The sequence below is a fragment of the Sphingomonas desiccabilis genome (assembly GCF_004135605.1).
Lineage (GTDB): Bacteria > Pseudomonadota > Alphaproteobacteria > Sphingomonadales > Sphingomonadaceae > Sphingomonas > Sphingomonas desiccabilis.
On the sequence record NZ_SDPT01000004.1, the window covers coordinates 26,572 to 46,919 of the forward strand.

Annotated in this window: 16 protein-coding genes and 3 pseudogenes; 7 read left to right on the top strand and 12 right to left on the bottom strand. The window is 62.4% G+C overall.

The genetic code is table 11. From position 1 onward, the window contains the following. Positions 1-119: 119 nt before the first annotated feature. Together EO081_RS16010 and EO081_RS16015 are read right to left on the bottom strand one after the other, a co-directional pair. Positions 120-1,169 (bottom strand): annotated as a pseudogene (locus EO081_RS16010) (IS3 family transposase). Between the two features lie 134 nt (positions 1,170-1,303). After that, positions 1,304-1,855: a TetR/AcrR family transcriptional regulator gene (locus EO081_RS16015; protein ID WP_206364396.1), complete on the bottom strand. Its 552-nt coding sequence runs from the start codon at positions 1,853-1,855 to the stop codon at positions 1,304-1,306. A gap of 86 nt (positions 1,856-1,941) precedes the next feature. Between EO081_RS16015 and EO081_RS16020 the strand changes: the two genes are divergently transcribed. After that, the gene (locus tag EO081_RS16020; protein ID WP_129343418.1) at positions 1,942-2,685 is read left to right on the top strand and encodes an SDR family NAD(P)-dependent oxidoreductase; all 744 of its coding nucleotides are present in this window, start codon (positions 1,942-1,944) and stop codon (positions 2,683-2,685) included. A 670-nt stretch (positions 2,686-3,355) separates the two neighbouring features. Here EO081_RS16020 and EO081_RS16025 read toward each other — a convergent pair. The 3 genes and pseudogenes from EO081_RS16025 to EO081_RS16035 form a co-directional block, all read right to left on the bottom strand. Then, positions 3,356-3,950: pseudogene (locus EO081_RS16025) on the bottom strand (response regulator transcription factor). Further along, complete coding sequence (locus tag EO081_RS16030) at positions 3,947-4,402, bottom strand: ATP-binding protein (protein ID WP_129343420.1); 456 nt, start codon at positions 4,400-4,402, stop codon at positions 3,947-3,949. The pseudogene EO081_RS16025 and the gene EO081_RS16030 overlap by 4 nt, the downstream one beginning before the upstream one ends. A 577-nt stretch (positions 4,403-4,979) precedes the next feature. After that, positions 4,980-6,284 (bottom strand): replication protein RepA, encoded by a 1,305-nt coding sequence (locus EO081_RS16035; RefSeq protein ID WP_129343422.1) that lies wholly within the window; start codon positions 6,282-6,284, stop codon positions 4,980-4,982. 548 nt (positions 6,285-6,832) lie between these two features. Between EO081_RS16035 and EO081_RS16040 the strand changes: the two genes are divergently transcribed. Further along, positions 6,833-8,035 carry an AAA family ATPase gene (locus EO081_RS16040; RefSeq protein ID WP_129343424.1) on the top strand — a complete coding sequence of 401 codons (1,203 nt, stop codon included), beginning with the start codon at positions 6,833-6,835 and terminating at the stop codon, positions 8,033-8,035. A 185-nt stretch (positions 8,036-8,220) separates the two neighbouring features. After that, positions 8,221-9,198, top strand: a complete 978-nt coding sequence (locus EO081_RS16045) for a ParB/RepB/Spo0J family partition protein (protein WP_129343425.1) — start codon at positions 8,221-8,223, stop codon at positions 9,196-9,198. 306 nt (positions 9,199-9,504) lie between these two features. Here the strand turns inward: EO081_RS16045 and EO081_RS17220 are convergent, their stop codons facing one another. Both EO081_RS17220 and EO081_RS16055 read right to left on the bottom strand, forming a co-directional pair. Next, positions 9,505-9,708 (bottom strand): Na+/H+ antiporter NhaA, encoded by a 204-nt coding sequence (locus EO081_RS17220; protein WP_129343427.1) that lies wholly within the window; start codon positions 9,706-9,708, stop codon positions 9,505-9,507. A gap of 560 nt (positions 9,709-10,268) precedes the next feature. Continuing rightward, positions 10,269-10,643 (bottom strand): hypothetical protein, encoded by a 375-nt coding sequence (locus tag EO081_RS16055; RefSeq protein WP_183948006.1) that lies wholly within the window; start codon positions 10,641-10,643, stop codon positions 10,269-10,271. Positions 10,644-10,777: 134 nt separating this feature from the next. Here EO081_RS16055 and EO081_RS16060 point away from each other — a divergent pair, with 134 nt between their 5' ends. The 4 genes from EO081_RS16060 (at position 10,778) to EO081_RS16930 (ending at position 15,172) form a co-directional block, all read left to right on the top strand. Continuing rightward, positions 10,778-13,087, top strand: coding sequence for a glycoside hydrolase family 127 protein (locus EO081_RS16060; RefSeq protein ID WP_129343430.1), 2,310 nt, complete (start codon positions 10,778-10,780; stop codon positions 13,085-13,087). A 96-nt stretch (positions 13,088-13,183) separates the two neighbouring features. After that, positions 13,184-14,575, top strand: a complete 1,392-nt coding sequence (locus EO081_RS16065) for a glycoside hydrolase family 43 protein (RefSeq protein WP_129343431.1) — start codon at positions 13,184-13,186, stop codon at positions 14,573-14,575. Positions 14,576-14,593: 18 nt separating this feature from the next. Further along, positions 14,594-14,863, top strand: coding sequence for a hypothetical protein (locus tag EO081_RS16070; RefSeq protein ID WP_206364397.1), 270 nt, complete (start codon positions 14,594-14,596; stop codon positions 14,861-14,863). Between the two features lie 42 nt (positions 14,864-14,905). Then, positions 14,906-15,172: a hypothetical protein gene (locus tag EO081_RS16930; RefSeq protein ID WP_165284661.1), complete on the top strand. Its 267-nt coding sequence runs from the start codon at positions 14,906-14,908 to the stop codon at positions 15,170-15,172. A gap of 1,094 nt (positions 15,173-16,266) precedes the next feature. Here EO081_RS16930 and EO081_RS16965 read toward each other — a convergent pair. The 5 genes and pseudogenes from EO081_RS16965 to EO081_RS16100 all read right to left on the bottom strand — a co-directional run. After that, positions 16,267-16,419 (bottom strand): annotated as a pseudogene (locus EO081_RS16965) (hypothetical protein); the annotation flags it as partial. Between the two features lie 411 nt (positions 16,420-16,830). Beyond that, positions 16,831-17,385, bottom strand: a complete 555-nt coding sequence (locus EO081_RS16085) for a 3'-5' exonuclease family protein (RefSeq protein WP_129343433.1) — start codon at positions 17,383-17,385, stop codon at positions 16,831-16,833. 111 nt (positions 17,386-17,496) lie between these two features. Continuing rightward, on the bottom strand, positions 17,497-18,723 hold the full coding sequence (locus EO081_RS16090; RefSeq protein WP_129343435.1) for a dicarboxylate/amino acid:cation symporter: 1,227 nt from the start codon (positions 18,721-18,723) through the stop codon (positions 17,497-17,499). 57 nt (positions 18,724-18,780) lie between these two features. Beyond that, on the bottom strand, positions 18,781-19,359 hold the full coding sequence (locus EO081_RS16095; protein WP_129343437.1) for an FMN-binding negative transcriptional regulator: 579 nt from the start codon (positions 19,357-19,359) through the stop codon (positions 18,781-18,783). Beyond that, positions 19,356-20,339, bottom strand: coding sequence for an alpha/beta hydrolase (locus tag EO081_RS16100; RefSeq protein ID WP_129343438.1), 984 nt, complete (start codon positions 20,337-20,339; stop codon positions 19,356-19,358). Before EO081_RS16100 ends, EO081_RS16095 begins: the two co-directional genes overlap by 4 nt. Between the last annotated feature and the right edge of the window lie 9 nt (positions 20,340-20,348).

Consider the following 20,348-nt stretch of genomic DNA (forward strand, 5'->3'; position numbering starts at 1 on the left):
CTTCGGAAAACCAAAACGGAGTTCAGCAGGCGCTGTTCCTCGGCGTATCCTGTTCACGGGTTAAGGAGTGCCGCTGGAGGCGACCCGCCTAACTGACGTGCTCCCCAAAGCTCTACAAGTCATAACTGGAGTCCGGGGTTGGTATGGTGAGCCTTGGGGCGGTGTTGCACAAACCTCCTAGCAGCATCGGCGGGCGTCAGCCCGCCAACACCACTATGCGGGCGCACATGGTTGTAGTCGTCGCGCCAGGGCCGCAGTACCAAGCGGGCATGGCCGAGCGACACGAACAGCGTCTCGTTGAGGCACTCGTCGCGCAGACGGCCATTGAAGCTCTCGACGTAGCCGTTCTGCTGCGGCTTGCCGGGTGCGATGTAGTGCCACTCCACAGGCCGTTCCTGCGTCCACCTCAGGATAGCCAGGCTGGTCAACTCGGTGCCATTATCGCTGACGATCATCAGCGGCGGTACGCCCCTGGCAGCGAGAATGGCGTCGAGCTTACGAGCGACACGCGCGCCTGACAGCGAGGTGTCGGCCACCAGCGCCAGGCACTCGCGCGCGAAGTCGTCCACCACCGCCAGGATGCGGATGCGTCGGCCGCTGATCAGCGTGTCGCTGACGAAGTCGAGGTCCACCGCTGGTTCGGACCTTGCGGCAGCGTCATCGTCGGCGTCTGACCCGCAGGTTCTCCTCGCGGGCCAGCATGATCCCCAGCCGCCGGTAGCCGAAGCGGCGACGCTCCGCCGCGATCTCCCGTAACCGCGACCGCAGGTCGCCATCATCACTACGCCGGGGCGCATAGCGCACCGACGTTCGATCTACGCCGAAGATGATACACGCCCGACGCTCGCTGATGCCGAACAGCTGCCGAGCATGCTCGACAGCCTTCCGCCGAGCAGCGGGCTTCACCAGTTTTTTGCCGCGACTTCCTTCAGCACGGCATTGTCGGGCATGGCGTCGGCCAGGAGCCGTTTGAGCCGACCATTCTCCTCCTCCAGCACCTTCAGCTTGCGTGCCTGCGACACGTCCATGCCGCCATACTTCGCCTTCCACGCGTACAACGTCGCGCTGCTGATCCCATGCTTGCGACACACATCGGCGGTCTTCATCCCGCCCTCCTGCTCCCGCAGCACCGCGATGATCTGCTCCTCGCTGAACCTGGTCTTCTTCACGTCCATCTCCTCACGAAGGTGGACTCTAGCTCAAAATGGCGGAGTTTCAGGGGAGCACGTCATTGGCAGTCATTGTGAGAAGTCGGTCGTGTATGCTCAACACGGAAAATCGGGCTAGTCGAGTTACCGCGACGTCAACGTACGCGCATGCCGTTAAGAAGAAGATCGACCAGATGGGCGATGCGGATCGTCGGCGCGCTGCTCTTCTCAACCGCGATCGCTATTGCGCTCACCACACAAATGATATCGTCGAAGCTGGCATCTACACGAATAGTACCAGCTTCCTGCGCGCGCTGAAGCAGCCTCTGCCCTTCAGCGGTAATCGCGGTACAGCCAGGTGTCCCGTGTTGGATAACGGTTCCTAGAGACGCAGCCAGAGTTTGGTAGACGCTCGTGTTTTTGGCGAGCTCTTCAAGAAACTGACGCAGCGCGTCTCCAGGCTCAAGGCTCACATCTCGCGCACGGCTTGTCTCGGCGACCGCCATGAACCGCTCGTTGCTGGTGGCCGCGAGCAGCGCCTCACGCGTCGGAAATCGACGATAGAGCGTACCGATTCCGACCTTCGCTCGCCTGGCTACCTCTTCCAGCGGAACGCCCGCACCTCGCTCCAAAAATGCTTCCTCCGCCGCAACGAGGATGCGTTCGCGATTTCGCTCCGCGTCGGCGCGCAGGACACCTTCAGTCACGATACTTCCTCCCGTCCCTTGCCAAGTGGAGGATTCCTCCATATTGTAAATGGAGAAGGCCTCCACTTGATTGAGAGATCCATGTGATGACGAAGCGGTTTGAAGGCAAGGTCGTGGTGATAACCGGCGGGAGCGACGGGATCGGGTTGGCATCCGCGCAGCGCTTCGCGCAAGAGGGCGCCCAGGTTTACATCACCGCGCGGCGGCAGGAGATGCTCGACCAGGCGATCAGCCAGATCGGTCACGGTGCGATCGGTGTACAGGGCGACGTCACGAACCTCCCCGACCTGACAAGGCTCTACGAGCGCGTCGAGCGTGACCGCGGCAGGGTCGACGTCGTTTTCGCCAATGCCGGCATGCACCAACCCATTCCGCTCGAAGCGCTCGAAGAAGCCGATTTCGATGCGACGTTCGACCTCAACGTCAAGGGTCTGGTCTTCACGGTGCAGAAGGCGCTGCCGCTGATGGCGGCCGGAGGCGTGATCGTCCTCAACGGCTCGATCGCCGGTTCCAAGGCCTATCCCGAGCAGTCGCTCTACAATGCCAGCAAGGCGGCAGTCCGCTCCTTTGCACGTAGCTGGACCATCGACCTGAAAGATCGCGGCATCCGCGTGAACGTCGTTTCCCCCGGCGCTACCGAAACCAGACTGATGCGGGGCTACTTCGATGCGGCACCGGGGGCTGAAGAAGAGGTAATCAAGGGCGTTCCGCTCGGCCGCTTGGGCCACCTTGAGGATGTCGCGAATGCCGTACTGTTCTTGGCGTCGAGCGAAAGCAGCTTCGTAGCGGGCCATGAGCTCTTCGTGGATGGCGGCGTCGCGGCGGTCTGAAAAGACCGCTAAACGAACGACGGTCATCGAGAGCCGGGCTCGCGAGCGCAAACATCCGCATTGGGCGACAGCGGACCGACGGCTTCCGGTCACTGACGAGCCTTGTCGCGCAAATGCTGACTTCCTGGCGCCGCATATGTTGCCGCTTCTGCAACAGGACGATACGGGATGTGGTGGATGTCGGTCATGCTGCCTTTCGGCATGAAGGGAGCATTCCGACGATGGCGGACCGCGCCGGCTACCGGTCTGACCGATGTGTGAGCAGGACGAACTCTCTTGTTCAGGCGGCGGCTCGCAGCCGTTCACATGTACCCATCCCAGCGCGTCAAAAACTCGCGGGCGTGGAGTGATGCATGGGGGCCCTGCCAGATCCGCGTCGATGCACGCGGCCTGTCGATCGATCGCCTCGAGCCATTTCGCACGCACTGCGTCGACGTCGCGGGCGAGGAGATATCGGTGCCACAGCCGTGCAATGCACCGTTCTGTGAGGAGCCGTTCCAACGCAGTGCGCATACGCTCCACCCGCAGGTCGGGATACCGGCACCGCAAGTCCTGGATCATGTGCGAAGGATAAACTTCGCGCCCCGTCGTGAGCAGGTCCAAGATCGCCCGTCCTAGCCGCACGTCGTTGGCCGCTGTGTCGCTCAGCATGGGCTTGTGTCGGTGGGCTTCACCGCGCAAGCGCTATCAATTGAGCCAAGCCATTGGCGCCGGTCTTCGCAACGATTGCAGCGCGATGGTCCTCGACTGTTTTGGGGCTCAGGGCGAGGATTGCGGCGACTGCCTTGTTGCTGTGCCCTTGGACCAGAAGGTCGAAGACCTGGCGCTCCCGCCGGGACAATCCCTCGGTCCGCGCGCGGATGTCGCGCTGCTGCCGCGACCAGGCGACGCCCTCCGCCACTGCGGCGAGAAGGCGTGCTTCGTCGAGCGGTTTCGAGGTAATCGAGCCCGCCGTAGCGACGCACCGAGTCCACCGCATTGGCAGTCGTCGGCCACGCCGTCATGAATACGATGGCGATGCCAGGATCCATCGCGCGAATGCGGTCGGCGAAACTGAAGCCGTCGATGTCACCCATCATGATATCGGTGACGATGCAATGCGCTCGCGCCTCGGCATAGGTCGATAGCAGCATCTCCGGATCGTCGAAGGATCTGGCGCCATGGCCTTGGCGCACCAGCAGCCGTGCGACCGCCGGACCAAGGTCGTGGTCGTCGTCGACGACATATACGATGCCGCGGCCGGCGGGATCGGGGTTGGGGATCATTCGGCAGCTCCGACCAAGGGAAGGGCCAATGTCGCGCGAACGGTGCCGGCGGCATCCGTCTCGCGCACCAGCGTGCCCTCATGCGCTTCAAGGATGGCGCGCGCGACGAGCGATCCGACGCCCATGCCGGGCTGGGGCGCCTGCTGCTCCCGGCAGCGGTTGGTGACCGTCACCACAACGCGATCGCCCTGCCCCTCCGCGGCGATCCGGACGCAGTCGTCCGAAGCCTGGATCGCATTGCGGACAAGGTTGACGATCGCCTGCACCAGCTCGATTTCCTGTCCAAAGACCATAAGGTCGGGATCGACGGGCGCGATCTCGATCAAGACGCGACTGCTCTTCGCCTCCGAACGCAGCAGTGCGGCGACCGTTTCGATCAGCGACGAGGCCGTAAGGGCGCTTGCCTCGTCAACCGCGCGGCCGCCGAAGCGCCGCAGCCGACGGACCAGCACAGAAAGCGCGTTGGCCTTCCGATCGATCAGGGCGGCAGTCTCGGCAATCTCGCGCTCTGCCGCGACAGTGATCTCGGAGCAGCAAGCCGATCGCAGGAAGAAATGGTTTACGCATGGACCGTATTCGCCGCCACTTCCGCTTCTTCGAGCCACTTCTCGCAAACCGCGGCGCGGCGACCGGCGTCATCGGCCGCACGAGTCGGGCTGACCGTTTACGGATCTCCTGCGGAGCTGCGCCCTCGGCAGCTGTACACCCCGGATCCCCCTCCCCTCTTCCCGCTTGCGGAGCCTAGCCGCGCATCTCCGGGGCACGAGCATCGGTACCTTCGCTACGTCCTTGAAGCCGCGTGTCGGCGGACCAACACAGGCCCAACGTGGCAGACCGTGCAGCTGAGTGAAGGCGGCTGCGGTTTCGAAGCGTTCCGCGATTGCAGGATCCCCCGCCCCGGTTTGCGGCATGTCAAGCATCCGCTTGCGCGTTTAATCAGCAATTTGGAGGTGGAGAAAGATCCGCTGCATTGCGAAAGACAAATTCCCCCTGCGCGCACTTCAACACGAGTGGCTCCGAGATCATCGGTCAGTCGTCGCTCCGACTCGCGCGGCGTTCAGCATAGGCGACGACGAATTTCTCCCAGATCCGGAGCCACTCAGTATCGGTGCGCGGGCGGTTGAAATCGGGACATCCCTTACGGAATGCAGCGGCCATGTCATCCACCGACCACGGATGGCCCTTGGTCAACGCGATTTGGCGGAAGACGGCCTCACGAGCGCCGTAAGAGAGAGAACCGGCAGGAAACGCGAGCTTCGGCGCATCGTCCTGCGCGAGCGCGGGCTTCGCTGCATGGCGTAGTTTGACCGATGATCTCGGTGCCGTTTTCGCAGCATCACCCCCGACGAGTCGGAGGTGTGGGCCGACGAGCTTACGCTCAAGCGGTGCGGGTGACGGATGCAGGATGACCTTCCGGCCGGAGAGGTCAACATTTGCGTTGGGATAGACGGCCGACACGATCTGCATGGTTTCCCGAACCGTCTGTCGGAACCGTTTGCTATCGGCCTCATTGCCAAGATGCTTGGCGAGTTGGTCCCATGAGATGATCTGGCCCTTGTCGGATCCGATCCGCGGGAGGCGATAGGCCAGGTAGGTGTAGAGATCGAGCGCGGTCGGCGTACCCTTGAGTTCGCGGATGGCGATCTCATTGAGCGGTACAGCATGCTCAATGAGATGGGTATAGAACGCCTCCGACATGCGGATTTCCCGCGCGAACGAACCATTCTTGCTGAGCGAGCCCGCGTATTCGTTCGAGATTTTGACGTCCCGGACAGCGAAAGCGTTGTCCTCCGTATCGGTGCCATCCCAGCGGATCTGCCACTCGCACGCCAACAACCGATCGACCTGCTCGCGCATCAGATTGGCCGTCCCGCGGGGTCCGTAGGACACCGTCTGGTAGCCCAGGCGGCGCATCCATTCCGTGAAGTTGCGGCCAAGATAAACGTCCCGCGACTGCTTCATAACCGCCTGCGAAAGGAGGTAGATCAGCGCGACACGAGGATACGCACCATAAGGCACGCCAAGGCTTCGCATGACCGATTTGCCGTCGACGTTCTGAAGCACAGGCCTTGGATTGATGGCCAGCGCATACTTCCCGTCTTCGCGGACGATGGGCTGCGTATCGTCTTTGGGTCGCTTGGTCGGCAGCGACATCGCACAAAGCGCCGAATGAAGGAATGCAGGAACCGGTTCTTCGTCTTGAACGCGCAGGAACGCGTCCAAGGTGAGCTGGGTGCCGGCGGTTGTAGCGAGCTTGCGAACGCTCTCCTCCCCGCCGTTGAGCATGGCTAGGGCGTATTGGTGCCCTAGCGGCCTATGCTGATCCCCATTCATGGTCTGCCCTTCCCCCCCGAATCTCTCGGGGGCTGTGATGGGCATGTTTCAACAGGTTTGGTCTGCGAAATCAACCCTGTTGGCAGTTTGAGCTGGAGAATGGCCGCGAGAGTTGCAAATTAACCGATGATGTCGGTGCGGTTATCCACCCTCCCCTATCCCCGAACGCACAATCTCGGAAAATCAAAACGATTCGCGAATCGGTTTTCTATAGGGTGATTCTAATAATAGGACTGGGCTCCGAGATCATCGGTCAGCTCGCACCGAGATCATCGCTGCGACGCACCGAGATCATCGCTAAGCACTGAGATCATCGGTGGCGACCCACAGACCACACCTCACCCACGCGAATGGCTAATCTTCATGCGCTGCGGCTTCCCGAGGCACGGAGATCATCGGCCAGGCTCGGCACCAGGCGCGCAGGAAGCGCGCGCCCGTACGCTAGGCACGGAGATCATCGGTCAAATTGTAAGTCTGATGGCCAGTTTCTTGCTCGAAAGTGCCAAGATGGCTATCATCTCCCATCAATCCCACAGAAGCGGACTTAGATGGCTACTGACCCCACCCTAACGCAGCCAGACGACCTGATCGAAGGCGGTTTGGATGTGCTCCATAGAAAGTCGCTGACGATCCTTAAGCGCATTCGTGACAGCGCTGTGGATCCGGATACTGGTCAGAAGAAGGGCCCTACCTTTCCGATTTCGAAAGCTGCGGCCCTGGTCGGCCGAACGGCATCTGCCGTGCGAGAAGCCGAGCGCGACGGACGCCTTCCGGCACGAGGGCGAACCGGCTCCGGACATCGGCTCCAGTACACGCTCGAGGAACTCGATCACATGCGCGAGGTCTTTGGCACGCGGCCGTGGCGGGAGCCAACCGACACCCCTGCAATCATCTCGGTCTGCAATTTCAAGGGCGGCGTAGGCAAATCTACGATCGCCCTGCATCTTGCTCAGCATTTCGCGATCAGAGGCTATCGGGTTCTTTTCATCGACTGCGACAGCCAAGCGTCATCAACCATGATGTTCGGATATCGTCCTGACGTGGACCTCGACGAAGAGGATACGCTCTACGGGCACTTTCACAATCCGGAGTTGCTCGGCGTCCGCAAGATTATCCGCAAGACGCATTTTCACAACCTTGACCTGATCCCGTCGAACCTGCGGCTCTACAATCTCGAATATGAGATCGCCGGCCACATGGCCCGGAACCAGAGCATGGAGATTATTGACCTGATCGCGCAGGCTGTCGATGAGGTAGTCGACGACTATGATGTTGTGATCATGGATCCGCCGCCTGCGCTGGGCATGGTGTCGATGGCGGTGCTCCAGGCAGCCAATTCCATGGTCATCCCGGTGCCGCCGAGCCTCGTCGACTTCGCATCAACGGTCTCGTTCATCGACATGACCCGGACGACGATGAAGCAACTCGAACAACTCGCGGGTCGGGGGCGGCCTGCCTATAATTTCATTCGTCTGGTCGGCAGCCGCGTGGACGAGAGCAAGTCGATGCACCGTGAGGTGCTGTCGATGATGCGCCAGGTTTTCGGCGGCTCTATGACCCAGTCGGTCATGGTCACTAGCGCGGAAATCGACAACGCCAGCTCGCGGATGAAGACGGTCTTTGAGCTTGAGAAGCCCGTGACCTCACACGAGGTCTATAACCGCTGCATGAAGCATCTGAACGAAGTCTGCCAAGATATCGAGCAGGACGTTCTGCGCACCTGGGCGAGCAGGGCAGGGGGGCAGATCTGAGGAAGTTGCCACGTGGCAACCGCGGGAACAACGCAATAAAAACAACGACTTAGGCGAAGTTCAATGTTAAATTGCAAACGGCAGGCCTGCATGCGGGACCGGGGAGACGGAGAGCAGTTGCCACGTGGCAACTCCAGGCTCTTGCCTCCCGTCGGCGAGTGGAAGAATGAGGGAGAAGCGGGCCGATGAGCAAGGGCAACAAGGGCTTTGGCTCGATGTTCACAGAGGGGCTCGACATCGAGGAGAACCTCGACAAGGCGACACCCGCCGACGGCATTATCGCAAGCCGCAGTCAGACGCTGGCGCGGATTGCGACGGGTAAGACGGTCGCCGACCGGACGGAGTGGGTCGATCCGGAGCGGTGCCGCCCTTGGCGAATGCACAATCGCGATCTCGACCATCTGACCGAGGAGAGCTGTCGCGATCTCATCGACTCGTTCCTCTCCGCCAAGAAGCAGCGAATTCCGGCCATTGTTCGCCGGCTGAAGGATGATCCGGAATTCGATTTCGAGATCATTGCGGGCGTTCGTCGCTGGTGGACGGTCAAATGGCTCCGTGCGCACCATCACCCCGAATTTGAATATCTGGTGACGATCCAGAGTGTCACGGACGAAGAGGCATTCCGCGTCTCAGACGTCGAGAACCGTTCGCGCAAAGATATCTCGGACTGGGAGCGTGCCAGGGAGTATACGGTGGCACTCGCCGAGTTCTACGACGGCTCGCAGACGCAGATGGCTGAGCATTTGAACCTGTCCAAGTCATGGCTGAGCCGGCTGCTCGACGTGGCGCGCCTGCCAGGCGAAGTGATCGCAGCTTTTTCCGACACGCACGACATCACCGTTCGTGTCGCGCGCGACATCAAGCCGCTTACAGGCGACCCGAATGCCCTTGCCAGAATGCGCGACGAGGCCGAACGCATCGCGGAAGAGCGCAACAGGACGGGGCTAAAGCTGAGCGGGCCGGAAGTGGCCAAACGACTCGTAAAGGCGACGGTCGCCCCCAGTGTAAAGGGCGCGTCTGAGAAAGAGATTACCGGTAGCCGCGGTAGAGTCATCCTACGCTATACGAAGACGCGCGGAGGGGGGATTACCATCAAGGTGCCGCCGAAGGCTGATGCATCGCGCGCTGAGCTGCTCAGAGCGATCGAGGGATTGCTGGCATAACGCGGACAATGTCGGCGTTGAGATGCCGCCGCGCCCAAAGCCCCCAAGAAGACAGATCCCGCAACAGGTCAGGAATGGCGGCGGGCACCGTCATTACCCGAGACGGTGGCGGAGTTCTCCGCTTTGACGGGCATGACACTGCGGCGAGACTCTGACCTTGCTGCCGGACGCAGGTGCGCCATGCGCCGGTGCGGAAAAAGCCTGCCGCGAGATCCTTGATCGCTACTGGCCGGCGAACTCAACAAGTGATGAGTCGGGCTCATCCGGTTTCAGGGGTGCCGAGTCCCACGCGCGCAAGGCGCTCGTCTATAGCATGCCATCGTTGATCCAATGGCTTAGCGAAAGCGGACCGATCGCTGCGTCAAGTAGATGGTCGTACGGTGCCGCTAAAGGCGTGTTGTCAATCAGAAGCGCGAGGACCGCTGCCCCCATAAGAACAAGGTTGGCCGAGGATTGAGCTTCGAGAAAACGGCAAAGCGTGCTGGCGCGCGCGTGCGGATCTACGGTCATCCATCCGATCGAACATGGCTATGCAGCGCTGGCGACCAGCGCGATAACCTGCCGCAACGCGAACACCCGCTCGCGCTATTACATCGACCGCCTTATCGCACAACTCGGCTGGAGCCTCTGTGTTGAAACTCTGCTCATGCAATGTATCGCAACGGCTTCACGCTTGGTTGCCTCGGTACTTTGCCGTTCGCAAGCTGGTCCCGATCGATGTAGACAACTACAAGCTCGACGAAGTGGGAAAGCGGAATGGCGTTTTTACACCCAAGTCTCGTGATTTATTGACATCTTCGCTGAACGAGAGCGGATAGGCCGGTTTGCGGATCTAGAATAAGTGCACGCCGTTCGCGCTGCTGGTGCCCCCGCAAACCCTGACAACTACTTGACTCAATACGGCTTGTGGAGCAGCGGCAAAGCCGTGACGGGCATCCGCTGCCAATACATGGCTGCACCACAATATTCCTTATGCAATATCATCTAAGTCGTTCGCAAACTGATCAACGACTGCGGCGAAGCCGCCCAAAGCTGTGTCTTATGGCAATTGACCTTTTTGAAGATAACCTTCAGCGCCTGTAATTAGCTGGTGCTTGCACGCCGAGATCGGGCCAGAAGGTCACGTCGCAGCCGGTTACCTTCCTCTGCTGTGACCCGATAACGATGGTGGAGACCGGGATGCCGAGTAATTGCCCACGGATAACGACGCTACTCTTTTGGATCTTACCCACGAAGTCGAGACGCGCGGTCTCCACGTCATTCCGGATCTTCAAATAGGAGAAGCTGGAGGTGAAAAGGCGATACCTTTTGCCGACCTCGTCGGCGAGGCGCTTCAGATCTCGGATCAGATAGTCCGGCCGCATGTCGGTGCGCATGATCCCTACCATTCGATCGGTGGCCTGGAGCATCTTCAGTCTCTCGGCGATGTGTAGCAGCTCCCTCACCACCGCGCCTTGCCTCAGCCTCCTTCAGGATGCCGGTAATCAGCGATGCGACCAAAGCGATGGCGACCGGTGAACATTTACTCATACAAAACGGCCCGATAGGGTGCCTGCAATCATTTGATCGGGAGAGTGACATGGGCTGGACGCGTCGCGGCACGCTGGGGGCGGGGATCGCGCTGGGGACGCTGCCGGTCGCATGGGGTGCGCCTGCTGCGTCGCCCGGCGCGACGCCCTTTCCCCTGTCCCAGATACGGTTGAAGCCGTCCATCTTCCTGACCTCGGTTCAGGCGAACCAGCGCTATCTGTTGTCGCTCGACGCCGATCGGCTGCTGCATAATTTCTACGCCGGTGCCGGAATGCCGACCAAGGGTGATGTTTATGGCGGTTGGGAATCGCGCGGGATCGCTGGCCATTCGCTCGGCCATTATCTGAGTGCGGTATCGCTGATCCACGCCCAGACCGGTGATCCGCAATTCCGGGATCGGGCCATCTATATCGTCGATCAACTCAAGGCGATCCAGACGAAGCAGGGCGATGGTTATGCCGGTGGCACCACGGTCGAGCGCGATGGCAAAACGGTGGACGGGAAAGTGGTGTATGAGGAACTGCGCAAGGGCGAAATCCGCTCGACGGGGTTCAGCCTGAACGACGGGTGGGTGCCCCTCTACACCTATCACAAGGTCGTGGCCGGGGCGCTGGACGCGCATCAACATGCCGGGGTCAAGGACGGACTGGCCGTAGCGGTCGGCCTGGGCGACTTTCTCGGCAAGATCTTGGAGGGGTTGAGCGATACGCAGGTGCAGGACATTCTGCGCACCGAGCATGGCGGCCTGACCGAATCCTTTGCCGAACTTTACAAGCGCACCGGAAACCGTCGTTGGCTGATCCTGGCGGAACGGATGCGCCACCACGCGATCGTCGATCCGCTTCAGGCCGGACGCGACGAACTCGCCGGAAAGCACGCCAACACCCAGATCCCCAAGATCGTGGGTGAGGCACGGCTGCACGAACTGACCGGCAATGCCGATCGGGCAAAGGTGGTGCAGTTCTTCTGGACCACGGTCACGCGCGATCACAGCTATGTCATAGGCGGCAATTCGGACCACGAGCATTTCGGTCTGCCGCGCCAGCTTGCGCAACGGCTTGACCAACAGACGTGCGAAGCCTGCAACAGCTACAACATGCTGCGGCTGACCCGGCATCTGTATAGCTGGAACGGCGATGCGAGCTATTTCGACTTTTACGAGCGATCGCACCTCAATCACATTATGAGCCAGCAGGATCCCCGGACGGGGATGTTCACCTATTTCACCGCGCTGGCGCCGGGAATGGGTCGGGTGCACTCCAACCCGACAGAGGATTTCTGGTGCTGCGTCGGCTCCGGTATGGAAAGCCATTCGAAGCACGGTGAGAGCGTCTATTGGAAACGCGGCGATGCGGTCGCGATCAACCTCTATTACGCCTCCATGTTGGACGCACCGGACGCGCGGCTCGATATGGATACCGAGTTTCCGCTGGGCGACACGGTGAGCATCACAGTGACGAAGCCCCCGAAGAAGCTGGCGCTCCGCGTCCCCGGCTGGTGCGGGACGCCGCTGTTGCAGGTGAACGGCAAGACCGCAGGCGTGCGCGATGGCGGCTATCTGATGCTGGCCGGGCTAAAGGCCGGTGATCGCATCGAACTGTCGCTGCCCATGCCGGTGCGTGTCGAAGCGATGCCCGACGATGCAAAGCTGATCGCGTTCCTCAGCGGGCCGCTGGTGCTGGCCGGCGACATGGGGGCGAACGATCGTCCGTGGGAAGGGCTAGACCCCGCGCTCGTCACGGATCAGGCGCAACCCGCATTGGTCACGGCGGGTGGGCTGCACCAATATCGGCTGGGCGAACAGGGCAAGCCGCGCGACCTGACGTTGCGGCCGTTCTTCGCGCAGCATCAAAACCGGACCGCCGTCTATTTCCGGCGCTTCGACACAGCGGAATGGCCGATACAGCAAGCCGCGTGGACTCGTGCCGCGCGGGAGCGGGCGGACCTGACCGAGCGGACGATCGACCTCATCCGACTGGGCGAGCAACAGCCAGAGGTGGATCACGCCTTTGCTGACAGCGGCCAATCGGCGGCCGTTTCCCACGTCGCCGACCGCAGCAGGAACGTAAATGCCGGCTTTTTTGAATTTGATCTCGCCGTGGCGCCCGGTCCCTTGGCGCTTCAGGTCGCCTATGGCGGCGGACAGCGCGACAAAGACTTCCGAATCATGATCGACGGTAAGCAACTGGTGCGTGAGCGCCTGTCGGGCGAGGGGACTTCAACTCGCAACGTGCAGACCTATACGCTGCCGATGGAGATGACGCGAGGCAAGTCGAAGATCCGCGTTCGATTCGAATCGGACGCGTGGCAGGGGGTCGAGGTGTATACGGCCCGCACCATGCGGCTCAAATCGGTCTAGCCCGATCCGCAACATCTGCTCGACCGTACGACAAGGCACAGCGGCTGGAGCAGGAACTCGCCGTGAGTATCCCGTTTCGACATTAAAGAGGCGTCTATGAGCAGGATCGGTATCAAAGCGGCGATTGCAATCCTGTGCGTGATTGCGACGCCAAAACTGGCTGGCGCACAGAGCGGTCCGCCTATCATCCAGACGCGCTTCACGGCGGACCCGGCGCCCCTGGTGCATGATGGTGTGGTGTATCTTTACACCAGTCATGACGAGGATGACGCGGCCGGCTTCAAGATGCTTGACTGGTTGCTCTATAGCTCGACGGACATGGTGAATTGGACCGATCGGGGAACCGTGGCCTCCTTAAAGACCTTCCCGTGGGCGGTGCAGAGCAACGACGCGTGGGCCCCGCATATCATTGCCACAGATGGAAAGTTTTACCTCTACGCTCCTATCAGCATCGCGGGGCTGCCCAAGAATGTCATTGCGGTAGCGGTCGCCGACAAGCCCGAGGGGCCTTTCGTCGATGTGTTGGGCAAGCCGCTAATCGCGCCGGCCAACGACAATATCGATCCGACCGTGTGGATCGACGACGACGGCCAAGCTTATCTCTACTGGGGCAATCCAGACCTGTATTACGTCAAGCTCAACAAGGACATGGTTTCCTATTCGGGTCCAATCACCAAGGTTGATCGGATCCTGGATTATCAAGAAGGTCCTTGGTTCTATAAGCGTAAGAACAATTATTACATGGCCTTTGCCTCGACCTGCTGCTCCGAAGGGATCGGCTATTCGATGAGCGACAAGCCGACGGGTCCATGGACCTACAAAGGTCCGATCATGGCACACGACGCGCGCGCGACCGGCAACCATCCTGGCATCATCGATTACAAGGGCGGCTCGTACCTGTTTGGCTTCAACTATGAGTTGAACTTCGCGTTGACGCCGATGCATCACGAGCGACGCTCGGTGACGGTCGCCAAATTCGATTACAACCCGGACGGCACAATTCCCAATTTGCATTGGTGGGACCGGACGAGCGCGCCGCAGCTTGAGACGCTCAACCCTTACAAGCGCGTCGAGGCGGAGACGATCGCCTGGACCTCGCGGCTTAAGCGGGATCGGGACCGGCCTTACGATTGGGCTCCGGGCGTGACGACGGCGGGCGATGTGAAATCCGGCATCTTCGTGACCCGAACGACCGATCGCAGCTACATCAAGGTTGCCGGCGTTGATTTTGGCTCCGCCGGGGCGAGTCGGTTCATCGCCAACGTCGCCAACGGCGTAGCAGGCTCCATGCTCGAGCTGCGACTGGATCGTGTTGATGGGCCGGTGATCGGGACGGTGTCTATCGGAGACACCGGCGCGCCTGGCGTTTGGGAAGATCGCCAAACCGCCATAAAGGGCGCGATCGGCACCCATGATCTATACCTGCTTTTCAAGGGAAGCGGTGACAGGTCGCTATTTGACTTCGATCACTGGCGCTTTGTCCGGTAATCTGAGTGTGCGCGCTGTTTGCTGCCCGAAAGCCTCCGCTCGCTGCCCTACCTCGTCCACACGAACCGCGAGTTGGGGCTGATGTTGATGGGCACGAAGCCGCTCGCGATGTTCAGCTACACTGACGGCTACGAGGCCGATTGCGTTCTGCGTTACCTGAGGATGTTTGACCGGCATGCTGCGGCCGGCCGATTTACAAAGCACGAGAAGGTGTCGCCGCTACAGCAGCTGAATGGGGCGCTTCATCATCAGGTCTTTTATACGCTGCCAATGAGGATTGGCGCGTGAATGCCATGTCGGAGCTGCTTACCCTGCCGGGAGCGTCGTCCAATGAACGTGAACGTCGATACGGTATGCTACTCGGCTACGAAGACTGGCAGAATGACGTTTGGCTTCTCCGCCAGCCCGTCCCGTGACAATGCTCGGAGCCCGCATCGTGTGCCCGCCGATTTATGGGTTCACAGCCTAGTGAACCTGTTCCAGCTGCTGCTCAGCTCGTCTGGTCAGCGCAATGAGCTTCCGGTGGATGGAACAGAGATCATCGATCGAATAGAAGGCTTGAGGCTTGAATGGTCCGCAAACTGGCAATGCCTGTGATTTGGGCCGCGAAGCTATTGAACTCGGTGTATCCTGGGGCCGGGGAGATTTGGCAGAAGAGGAGAGATGCTGAGCCAGACAAGGGCGCGCCACCGTGTTCGGGATGGAAGTTAGGAACGCGACGGCGCTGGTTCTTTATGCGCATCTTACCTCTCGCCTGGCTCGTATCAGCCCTGAAAAGGGCAGGTGATTTCCCGGGTTCGGCTGGCGGAGCAGCCCGGGAACGACGCCGATTGCAAGCGCATTCGCCAAACTCTGCGCGGGACCGTGCCACTCTTCTCAGGGTTGTATCCCAATGCGAATGTCGACCTTCCCGGCCGCGAGGTGATCCTGCATCCGTCTGCTGCGGCTATGGAGTGCAAGCTAGCTGGCGCTCGCTTCGCGGCTCGTGAACCAAGCCGCTCCGGAAACGGCTCCGAGATCATCGGTTCGGGGAAGGGCAGTGCCATCCCTGTCGGCCGAGGATGAGAAGCGTCTCGGGACAATTCCCCAAAGGTCGCTGCTGTACCGTCTCTGGGAGAGGCATTCCGCTCCATCGGGCTGAGCCTCGTCATCCGACATGCCGCACGGCGTGCGCTGCCGTTGGACGATTGACCGATGATGTCCGAGCCGTTGTCTTTTGAATGGCTGAAGAGAGGATCAGGTGGCTTTGCCGTACCGCTCGCAGCGGGGAGCGCGTCTGGGGTGCGTTCGACCCTCTGCGTCAGCTGACGAATGGCGAACGCCCCGCTCTCGCGCATCTGGGGATACCAGAAGCCACGCGGAAAGAGCGGAAAGTAGAGCTTGCGGCCTCTGCTCCCTGGGCGGCGACACGAAGTGGCTCCGCCCAGGGAGGCGGGGGGATGGCGGCGGAGCAGGGAAGGGGCGGCACCCGTCACCGGAGCCTAATGTCGCACTCAAGGTCAGCGACATCCCGATCACGACCAAGGGTCGACGATGCTTGGGTAAAACCCGCATCGAGAGTGCGTGTACATTACCTGGATCCGCCGCGGTGATTCAATTCGGGAAAGCCCGTACGGGAATAGCCTAGCCACGAGCGTCCTGTGGCCTTCCCCTCACTGGTCCGCGGCTGTGACGCCGCTCTCGCGTGAGCCTTAGTCTGCTTCGACACTGCTGCTCCAGGTTGGGGTTGCTGCCCCTGCGGCGATATAAGCGTCCAAAGCGCGCTCCAATGTCGGCAGAGGCACCGGGCCGATCTGCAGGATCACGTCGTGGAAGATCCGCTGATCGAACTTCGCGCCTAGCTTGGCCTCTGCCTTACGCTAGCGTGATGGCACCCTGTTGCCGCGCCGCACAGCTGTCCCGGCGGCAAAGCCGCCGTCACTTCACCGTGGCAAACCACTCCGCGTACGGCGTATGTCGCGCCATGTGCCGATTGTAGTCAGGCGCTCCGTCCGCCCACCAGACTGGCCCACGTTCGCCCAGGCCACGCTTGGCATCATCGACCCGCTCGCGCGCCGCTCGTTCCGCATCCCCGTCGGCAGACCGGCGTGCGACACCGACGGCCCGCCGAGCCGCCATCAACTCCGCTACAAGCTGCGAACGGCGTTCCTCGCCCAGGCCGGGATTGGAGATTCGCCACAATCGCCCACGCACGACGAAGTACCGGCCGTCGGGTGTCACGCGATGGGGACCGGCCGATTGGGGGATTCCCGTGCTCATGACGCCCGCGCGAGGAATTCCCGGGCGGTCGCCTGTACGCACAGCCACCGCGCCCGCTCATCCTCAGCATCCGCAAGCGCCCGGTGCGCCGGCTGCTGGCCGGGCGGCCGCACCTCGCTCTTGGCGAGGACGTCGACAATGGCGTCCTCAAGACGATCCGCCGGAACGATCGGGCCCAGGATCGCCACGGCTGCCGCGCGGTGTGCAGCGTCGCTGTCGCGCAACCTGAGGCTGTGCCGCGGCAGGCCTGCCGCGCGGAGCAATGCGCTCATCCATTTTCCGTCCCAGGAGGGCGCGCTGGCCAGCAGATCGTGCCCGCTCAGTTCTTCCACCATCCGAGCGGCGACCACGGCGTGAGGCGAGCCGTTCGCCAGCAGATGGGGTCGGCTGATGCGGTGGATCGCTTCTGCCTGCTCATCCCAATCGGTCCAGCCAGGAGCGGGGTGGATCAGATAGGACTCGGATCGTCCATCCTCGAACACCCAAGCCACTTCGATCGGATAGCTGTGCTTGCCAAGCGACGAGGCTTCGAAGTCGAGGAACACCAGCATGGGGGAAGAACGCGGAGCAGGGTGATTGGCTGCAGCGGATCTCGGCACTGCACCACGCGCGGCGCAGACGTGCAGTCGCAAGACGCAGTCCAGAGCGGTGCCTATGTCGAACTAATCGGGTGCTCCGTTCTGACGATCCACGATCAGCGTCAATCCCAGATCGGCGGTCACATTGCCCAACGTCCGGAAGATGTCGGGCACCGTCTCCACCGCGAGCAGTAGCGGAAGCAGTTCGATCGGCACGCCCATCGCCAGGCAGACGGGACCAATGGTGGTGAAGAAGGAGACCTGGCTCGGAAGGCCGACTGCGGCCAGGCTGACGATGGTGGCCACCAGCATACCCGCGGCGAACAGGCCGGGGCTGATCGCAATGCCGTGAAGTGCCGCGACGTAGAGGGCGACCGCGAAATTGGCAGCGGCGCTGGTGATGCGGAAGATGGATACCGCCATCGGCAGCACCATGTTGCGAACCGGTTCGCGGATGCCGAGCGGACCGCGGGCGGCCTCGATCATGGCCGGCAGGGAGGCGATCGAGGATTGCGTGCTGAACGCGATCACCTGCGCCGGTGCGATCGCCCGTGCGAAGGGCGCGATTCCCAGCCTGCTCGTGATCCGCACCACGGGATAGACGAGCAGGGTGACGGCGATGCAGGCGCTGACCACCACGACGATGTACTGGACTAGCGTACCGGCCGCCGCGAGCCCCGCTCGTGCTCCGGCGACCGTCGCCAGCGCGAACACGCCGACCGGAGCCAGCCACAACACCCAATGCACGATCACCATCAGCGTATCGGTGACGCTCTGGAACCAGCCGATCAGGCCGGCGCAGCGGTTGCGATCGATGCGGGTGGCGGCGAAGCCGAACAGCAGCGCGAAGGCCACCAGCGGCACCATCTCGCCTTCTGCTGCGGACTTGACTGGGTTGGTGGGAATGAAGCTCAGCAGCCAATCCCCCGTGATCGCCGTTGCCTGGGGCGGCAGCGTCTGGGCGAGACCGAGGCTGCCGATCGCGCCCGCCGGGACCGGCCAGATCGACAGCAACCCCTGGACCACCAGCCCCGACACCAAGGCGGAGGCGGTGAGGCCGATCGCGATGAACAGCAGCGCCCGTCCGGCGACGCCGCCCGCGCGGGCGGTATCGGCCGCGGAGGCGACGCCGGTCACGATCAGGGCGAACACCAGCGGCACGATGGTGATCCGCAGCCCGCCGACCCAGGCCTTGCCGATCAGCTCGGCAGCCGGCGTGAGCATCGCGCGGGCGGCGTCGAACTGGGTGAGCGCCAGGCCGACGACCAGCCCGGCGATGAGTGCCGCGAGGATTCGGTGCGTCAGCGACATGCGGGGACCTTCATGCTGGGCGGGGCTCGCAACGGAGTCCGGCGGCGGATCGGGGAGTCAGCGTTCGCGGCCCTGGTCGAGCATGGCGCGGACGAGCTGCTGGTCGGGGTGGCCGCGGACGATCTCTGCAAAGGTCTCGTCGGCCTCATCCTGGGCCAGCTTGAACGTCGCTTCGCACGAGACCACGGTGGCACGGAACGCCACCACCTGTTCGATCAGGCGAGGGTAGCGCTCGCCCATCGCTTCGACCTGCCAGCCGCCGTCCGGCTCCAGATGCGCGGCCAGGCGACGGAGCGCGGCATCGGTTTCCTCCGGCACGAAGGCGATGTCGGCGACGATGCGGACGGCCGCATAGTTCCAGGTGGGCCCCCATTGCGGTTTGGACACGAGCGTCGGCGACACATAGCCCTGCGGTCCCGTGAACAGGATCAGCGCGCCGGAATCCTGCTCGAAGGCGGCCACCTGCGGATTGCGACGGGCGTAATGGCCGAACAGCGACACCAGCCGGCCTTCCGCGTCGCATTCGGCGAGCAGCGGAAGCGGGGTGGCGTCGAAGTCGCGCGACACCACCCAGGCGAGCGGGTGGGCTGCGATCAGCGACACGACATCTGCAGGGCCTCGCGGCGCGAAACTCATGCGCGTGCTCCCGTCAGGCGGTCGGCGAGCCAGCGCGCGGCATCGTCGAGCGCCTGATTGGCCAAGCCGGACACCGACACCGCCTCGAGGAAGCTGTGGGTCGCACCGGAATAGACGTGCATCTCGACGGGCACGCCGGCTGCCTCCAGCCGCGACGCCATCGCGCGATTGGCATCCGCCAGGATGTCGCATTCGGCGATCGCCAGCAGCGCGGCCGGCAGCTCGGCGAGGTTCGCCCTCGCCGGCGCGACATAGGGGTCGTTGAGCGCCGCCGCGTCCGACACATAGTTCGCCCAGAACTGGTTCATTTCGGGGATCGTCAGCATATAGGCAGGGCCATCGTACCGCGCATAGCTCGGCGTCTCCACCGGGTCGAAGGCGCCGTAGTTGAGCAGCATCGCACGCGGCAGCGGCTCGCCGGCGTCGCGCAGCCGCAGGCAGGCCGCCACCGACAGGTTCGCGCCGGCCGAGTCACCGCCGATCGCCAGGGCGTCCGCGTCGACTCCATAGGCAGCGGCGTCCCGCCGCAGCGTCCGCAGCGCCTCCACCACCTCGTCGAGCGCGGTCGGATATTTCGCCTCGGGCGAGAGGCTGTAGTCGATGCCCGCCACCACGATGCCGGCGCGTGCGGCATATTCGCGCATCAGCCGGTCGTGCGTATCGATGCTGAACATCGTCCAGCCGCCGCCATGGATGTACAGCATCGCCGGGAGCGGCGGGGAGCCGGCCGCGTCGGGGGCCACGGGATAGTGCAGCCGTGCCCGGCAGCCTGCAAGCGTCGCCTCGCGGGTTTCGGCCATCACCGGTCCTCCGGTCCGCCATTGCTCGCGCACCGTCTCCGCCGCGGCGCGCCGTTCGGGCAGCGGCAGCGCGTCGAAGTCGGAGAACTGCCCATAGCCGTGGTTCAGCGCGATGACGAAGCGCCGGATTTCGGGATCGACGTCGTCGTGCTCGGCCAGCGCCTCGGTGGTGGCATCCATAGGTTCTTC

Coding starts and splice junctions, on each gene's coding strand:
- EO081_RS16065 (WP_129343431.1), top strand. CDS start 13,184: ATGAGCAGGATCGGTATCAAAGCGGCGATTGCAATCCTGTGCGTGATT.
- EO081_RS16085 (WP_129343433.1), bottom strand. CDS start 17,385: ATGCTGGTGTTCCTCGACTTCGAAGCCTCGTCGCTTGGCAAGCACAGC.
- EO081_RS16100 (WP_129343438.1), bottom strand. CDS start 20,339: ATGGATGCCACCACCGAGGCGCTGGCCGAGCACGACGACGTCGATCCC.
- EO081_RS16930 (WP_165284661.1), top strand. CDS start 14,906: ATGAACGTGAACGTCGATACGGTATGCTACTCGGCTACGAAGACTGGC.
- EO081_RS16035 (WP_129343422.1), bottom strand. CDS start 6,284: ATGAATGGGGATCAGCATAGGCCGCTAGGGCACCAATACGCCCTAGCC.
- EO081_RS17220 (WP_129343427.1), bottom strand. CDS start 9,708: ATGACCGTAGATCCGCACGCGCGCGCCAGCACGCTTTGCCGTTTTCTC.
- EO081_RS16045 (WP_129343425.1), top strand. CDS start 8,221: ATGAGCAAGGGCAACAAGGGCTTTGGCTCGATGTTCACAGAGGGGCTC.
- EO081_RS16040 (WP_129343424.1), top strand. CDS start 6,833: ATGGCTACTGACCCCACCCTAACGCAGCCAGACGACCTGATCGAAGGC.
- EO081_RS16095 (WP_129343437.1), bottom strand. CDS start 19,359: ATGAGTTTCGCGCCGCGAGGCCCTGCAGATGTCGTGTCGCTGATCGCA.
- EO081_RS16060 (WP_129343430.1), top strand. CDS start 10,778: ATGGGCTGGACGCGTCGCGGCACGCTGGGGGCGGGGATCGCGCTGGGG.
- EO081_RS16090 (WP_129343435.1), bottom strand. CDS start 18,723: ATGTCGCTGACGCACCGAATCCTCGCGGCACTCATCGCCGGGCTGGTC.
- EO081_RS16020 (WP_129343418.1), top strand. CDS start 1,942: ATGACGAAGCGGTTTGAAGGCAAGGTCGTGGTGATAACCGGCGGGAGC.